A 5,460-nucleotide genomic window follows, 5' to 3' on the forward strand; every position below is an offset into this window, starting at 1 on the left:
ACTTTTCCTGAAGAACCAGCAGTGCTGCCATTTCGGCCAGTGCTTTATCTTTCCGACGTAACTCTTTTTCAAGCGCACGGATGCGGCTTTTCTCTGTGCGAGTTGCTCGTTGCTCATCAACCAGCTGTCGATGCTTCGGTTGATTGGCGGTCAGACAGTTTTGTTTCCATTCAGCGATATGCTCAGGATAAAAGCCATTTTTACGGCAGTATTCAGACAGCTCATGCTCAGACAGTGAGGCAGTCTCAAGCAGGATGGTAAAAATTTGCTCTGCCGATTGTTCCGCACCGGGTTCCACTTTTCGGATGATCAAGCCCTCAAGTTCCAGTTGTTTTCGCCAGCCATGTACCGTGGCGATTCCAACGCCAATATCATCTGCAACCTGTCTGAGACTCCAGTTATAAGGTGGCACGTTCCCTTAACTCAGGTGCAATCCGATGGTTAGCCATTTTACAACTCCGACCCCCAGTGAAAAATTCATGCGACAACTATCCTGCCACTGGGGGAATACTTTTCTCCATGTGTAAATATCATATAACTCATTGTATTTATGGAATATAAAGAGATGATTTCACGGTGAAATCCCCACGTTTTCATCCGAGGTTTGGCTGTATTTGAGGTACTGCCATGCGCTAACCCCGCAAAAAAGTGGGTTACGGGCCTTGGTTTGGCTATGATGGCAACGACGGTGATCTGCACATCACCACCACACCTGTTTTCAGCAACGGCTCCTTTACACAGGATATTCCTAGTTTTGTTCAATACTGGCCAGTGATTCTGTCAGCTAAACCTGATGTGTCAGCATAACTTTATTAGTCAGGCCAACACCGATCTCCAGCAACGTATCCGTCTACTGGAAGAGGCACTGATACTGGCCCGTAAGCATCGCTTTGGACGCAAGGTAACGATGCAGGACTGCAGCACCAGCACTTCGAAGAGGATCTGGATGCCGATATCGCAGCAACCGAAGCTCAGATCCGCAACCTGCTGCAACAGAATGAAACGGAAGATAAAGTCCCCCCTTCGCATCCGGTTCGAAAACTGCTGCCGGCGCATTTTCCCCGTGTCACAAAAACCATCAAACCCGCGTCAACCGAAATATGCCCCGACTGCCAGGGTACGCTTCGCTTCATCCGCGATAAAATCAATGAAAGGCTGGAATATATCCCGGCCTGCTTCGTGGTGAACCAGTATGTTCGCCCGCAGTACAGCTGCACATGCTGCCAGCGGATGGTCAGCGGCGACATGCCCGCGCAGCTTATCCCTAAAGGTCTGGCCGAAACCAGCATAGTGGTACAGGTCGTGGTCAGCAAATACTGTGATTATCAGCCGCTTCATCGCCAACAGCATATCTTCGCCCGGGCGGATGTTGAGTTGCTGGTCAGCACGATGGCTGATTGGATGGGCAGAAGCGGCGGAGCCCTGGCAGGGTTGTTGCGGGAAGCGTTGCTGAAGTGCCCGATGGTGCATGCTGATGAGACGAAAATGCGCACCCTGGACACGAAGAAAAGCGGTAAAACCCGCTCCGGCTATCTGTGGGCTTACGTCGGTGGTGAAAAATTGGCCCCGCTATCGTCTACTTCGACAGCCAGACCGGGCGGGGTAGAATAAAGGGATCGAGCTTGCCGGTTGCTGGGTCCATGCGCGCAGAAACTTCGCTGAACTGTGGAAAGCCAGCAAGGATCGCGTGCGGAGATGGTGGTCAGGCAGATCGCCGGGTTGTATTGTCTGGAGACTGGAGAGGAGGATCCGCCAGTGGCGGCAGCGGTATACCCGTCCGATACTGAAAAAACTGTGGCAATGGCTGGAGCAGCAGAAGGATGCGTGCCCGGAGAGTTCTGCGCTGGGTAAAGCGATCGCCTACACGCTGAAACGACGGGTCATGCTCAGCCGATTCTTGAAGGATGGTGCGTTGCCACTGAACAATAACCGTGCCGAACGGGCCATAAGGCCGGTGGCAATGGGGCGATCATTGTACACCTCCTTCTGAAACCTCGATAAACATTGGGATCTGTCCTTCGGCAGCCTTGCGACACGGGCGATGTTTGCCAATAAGTGCTGCGGCAACTATATCGGTATGCAGGTCGTTTATACAGATTTGCCATGGGGCATCTGGGATGACTTGTTCAGCAGGTAAAATCCGATCATGGATTAAGCGCCGGATTGTGTGATGTTTGACACCAAGCAGTTTTGCTGCCTCAGACATTGTAACCCATTCTGTATTCTTCTTTGCCGACCGATAAGCGCTTATCTCTCGCACACGTCGTACAGAACTTACACGATGGGCAGTCCAGGTCTTGCCTTGACCGGTGCGCATTCCCATCCGGTTTAGCGTTGTTGCGATGTCCTGATCGGACCATCGAGTGACCATGCTGCGGATCACTGCAAGCGCATTATCAGACGTAGAACATCCATGCTCACCTGATCTGGGCTTGCGGACCCGTAATTGTGAATGCCGACCGCCCTGCCAATGGATCGTAAGAATGACTTCGCGCAGAGTCTCATCTACATCAGCAATAATATCGACAATCAGGGCTCGTAGCAGTTGTTGCCGCATGCGCATAGTGACGCTTGCCGCATTCAAGACTGTATTGAGGTCACCTGCAAGCTCCGTAAAATCAGGAACAGAAACTTCTGCCACGGGAGTATGCGTCGCATCCAGACGCGTTTCACAGGCTTGTACACGACATAGCGCTGCCTCCCAATTTTTCTCCAGTTGTGCGGCTATCAGTCGATTATCAGGATCGCAAACTGCGTAACGCCGCTCTGCCAATCTGGCTTCGTATTGAGCTTGCTGTAGCTCCAGCTCAATGATATTTCGCTGTTTGTTTAAGGTATCCATATGCATTTGCCTGGCCTGTAGAGCTGCCTCAATTGCCATGGGTTCCACAACGCGCAAAAGCTCTTTCCCAATGGCTGCATCTATTCGAGAACCACCAAAACTCATGCATTTTGGCGGTATATCCAAACGATAGCACCGGTAGACCGGCTGCGATATACGCCCGGTATAGGCCACTGACAGACGTCGTCCACAGCGCGCACACGTAAGTAGACCTGCGGGTAATGCTTGCCCACCACGGCCCGATTTTACGCCGCCTGCTTTACCGTAGGCATTAACCGCGAGCTGCTTCTGGTTGCGTTCGAACTCAGCCCAGTCGATATAACTTTCGTGATGCCCTTTGAGCAGAACGTCCCATTCTTTAAACGGCTTGCTGTGCTTGTAGCTCTTGCGTCCGCGGCCATCGACTATCATCACCCGTTGACCACTCTTGCCATACGCGTATGCCCCAGCATAAAACGGGTTCTTAAGCACCGAGATTACATTACGATAACGTATCAATACCCAGTCGAAATGAGTCAGCGTTTTGCCATCAGAGGGGCGCGGAAAATGAACTTCTTCGGCGCGCAATGACAACAGAACCTGCCGTGCGCTACCCAGCTCTCGAAAACGAGTAAATATCAATCGTATGACTTCCTGCAATCGCAAGTTTGGATCGAGTCCCAGACCCACATCGCGATGCCAGATGTAGCCGATTGGCACACTGATACGTAATTCACCACGGTAAGCCTTATCGCGCTTGGCATCAAGCATACGCGTACGAAGTATATTGAGTTCGAACTCACTAATGTTTCCTTTCATGCCGAGTAGCAGTCGATCGTTCGGTAGACAGGGGTCGTACATACCATCGAGATCGATGACTCTTGCCTCAACGAGACCACAAAGTTCGAGCAAATGTTGCCAATCGCGTCCGTTACGAGCAAGACGTGATGCATCCAGGCAAAGAACAGCCCCAACATCTCCTGCGCACAACAAAGCCACTAAACGGTCAAAACCCGGTCTGACCGTCATACCACTTGCCGAGCGCCCAAGATCGTCGTCGATGACGTCGATATCATGGAATCCACGACGTTTTGCTTCCTCCACAAGCTCGTACTGACGACGCTGACTCTCAATATTCATCAGCACCTGAGTCTGCGTCGACTGCCGGACATATACCACGGCTTTGCGCTGAAGAAGGTGTACGGGTAAGCCATCATTGTTAGTCATCGTCAACCTCCTTTCCGGTGGTTGTGATGTCGGCGGCTTGTAACAGCAGGTTTGCAAGATTCATGATGATCTTTGCACGCTGAGCTGCGTTCATTGCCTGAAGTTCGGCATTGTCGAACGTAATGTTCATCTGCCGCGGTATCGATCTTGGCGATTGTCGCAATACAGGAACAGCCTTTGATAACTTTTCCATTGAGATTCTCCCGGATGATATTGGAACCGTCCGGCAAGTCTGCTTTCAAACGCCAAGTACCCAGTAATTGGTGCAGATGGCATAATGCAGCCACAGTGATTCCCGGCTCACCGAGCGCCATGGCATAACACTCGACGGGGTCGAGCATCCACGCCGAAACTGTCTGGACTATACCTGAGTCGTATTCGATATGAACCACGCATACATCACTGCGTTGTTCTATATTTCGGACCGTTGCATAGCACCCATACAGTGGGTGCCAACGATAGTGAACTTTCACTTTCTGCCCGATATGGGCAGAATGAACGGGAACTGGTCGTAGGCCGCAAGAACTGGTTGTGTGTGTCACGAAGGAGAACTTCTGCTAACGCCATGAGAATGGCCGCATGAGAGATCCATGCCCTGAAGTGGGTGGAGGTGGGCCCTCCGGTCAGGGTTTACAGGAACACTGGCCAAACGACCCGATGCTGCTTCATCCTAAGGGATGGGGTGGTGAGCGATTCGGGAAAAGGCAGAGATCTACTGTCACGTGGGGTTCGGGAAGCTGAACGAAAGTAAACTGTCCGATGAAGCATCGAAATCGCAGATGATGTCAAAACGAGGTCGTACAACTGCCCCCTGATAAGCGCAGAGGTTACCTACTTACTGACTGTGCGGCATCCGGTGTGAAGGCAGCAGGAGCCCGAGCCAGACCATCTCAGGGAACGTGAGAACCTGTTTCCGGCACGTATCGGGAAACAGAGGCGGACTCATTCGTAGTAGTGATGAAAGATCTGTAATGGGTCTGGAGCGAAGGGATGAGGATCGCATTCATTGCAGAAGACACAACCCATTAGGGGATGACGTAATTGATGCAACGAAAATCATTCGAAATACTAAAAGCACTGGTCTGGGTATCGTACCTGGATGTACGTCGTAATCAGGGTGCTCCCGGATGCGATGGGCAGACTTTAAAAATGTTCGACCAGCAATGTGATGGCAATCTATATAGGATCTGGAACCGGTTGTGGTAAGCGTAAAGCCACTGCCGCCTGTGATTCTGGTCCCAGGATCGTTAGGTTAGAACTCCTTCTAAACCAGATGGAGCTCTATTCATGGAAAGCATTGCCGACTGGCGAACTGAATCACGCACGGTCTATTCCAACGACTTCAAACTTCGAATCGTTGAATTGGCTTCTCACCCCGATGCCAACGTCGCAAAAATAGCGAGAGAAAATGG

4 protein-coding genes and 2 pseudogenes are annotated in these 5,460 nt (G+C 51.5%); 2 read left to right on the top strand and 4 right to left on the bottom strand.

The features are described 5' to 3' along the window. A pseudogene (locus ACRDCA_RS00005) lies at positions 1-412 on the bottom strand (IS3 family transposase); the annotation flags it as partial. A 767-nt stretch (positions 413-1,179) separates the two neighbouring features. On the opposite strand from ACRDCA_RS00005, the gene ACRDCA_RS00010 reads away from it, so the two are divergent. After that, on the top strand, positions 1,180-1,611 hold the full coding sequence (locus tag ACRDCA_RS00010; RefSeq protein ID WP_438687733.1) for an IS66 family transposase: 432 nt from the start codon (positions 1,180-1,182) through the stop codon (positions 1,609-1,611). A gap of 52 nt (positions 1,612-1,663) precedes the next feature. Then, positions 1,664-1,990 carry an IS66 family transposase gene (locus tag ACRDCA_RS00015; RefSeq protein WP_438687736.1) on the top strand — a complete coding sequence of 109 codons (327 nt, stop codon included), beginning with the start codon at positions 1,664-1,666 and terminating at the stop codon, positions 1,988-1,990. Here the strand turns inward: ACRDCA_RS00015 and ACRDCA_RS00020 are convergent. From ACRDCA_RS00020 to ACRDCA_RS00030, 3 genes and pseudogenes are all read right to left on the bottom strand, one after another. Then, positions 1,970-4,048, bottom strand: coding sequence for a recombinase family protein (locus tag ACRDCA_RS00020; protein ID WP_438687734.1), 2,079 nt, complete (start codon positions 4,046-4,048; stop codon positions 1,970-1,972). The genes ACRDCA_RS00015 and ACRDCA_RS00020 overlap by 21 nt on opposite strands. Further along, a complete protein-coding gene (locus tag ACRDCA_RS00025) occupies positions 4,041-4,241 on the bottom strand; it encodes a hypothetical protein (protein WP_438687735.1) in 201 nt (66 codons plus the stop codon). Before ACRDCA_RS00025 ends, ACRDCA_RS00020 begins: the two co-directional genes overlap by 8 nt. A 697-nt stretch (positions 4,242-4,938) precedes the next feature. Next, positions 4,939-5,243, bottom strand: a pseudogene (locus ACRDCA_RS00030) (hypothetical protein); the annotation flags it as partial. Positions 5,244-5,460: the final 217 nt, after the last annotated feature.

Source organism: Serratia sp. (in: enterobacteria), assembly GCF_051654945.1.
GTDB lineage: Bacteria > Pseudomonadota > Gammaproteobacteria > Enterobacterales > Enterobacteriaceae > Chania.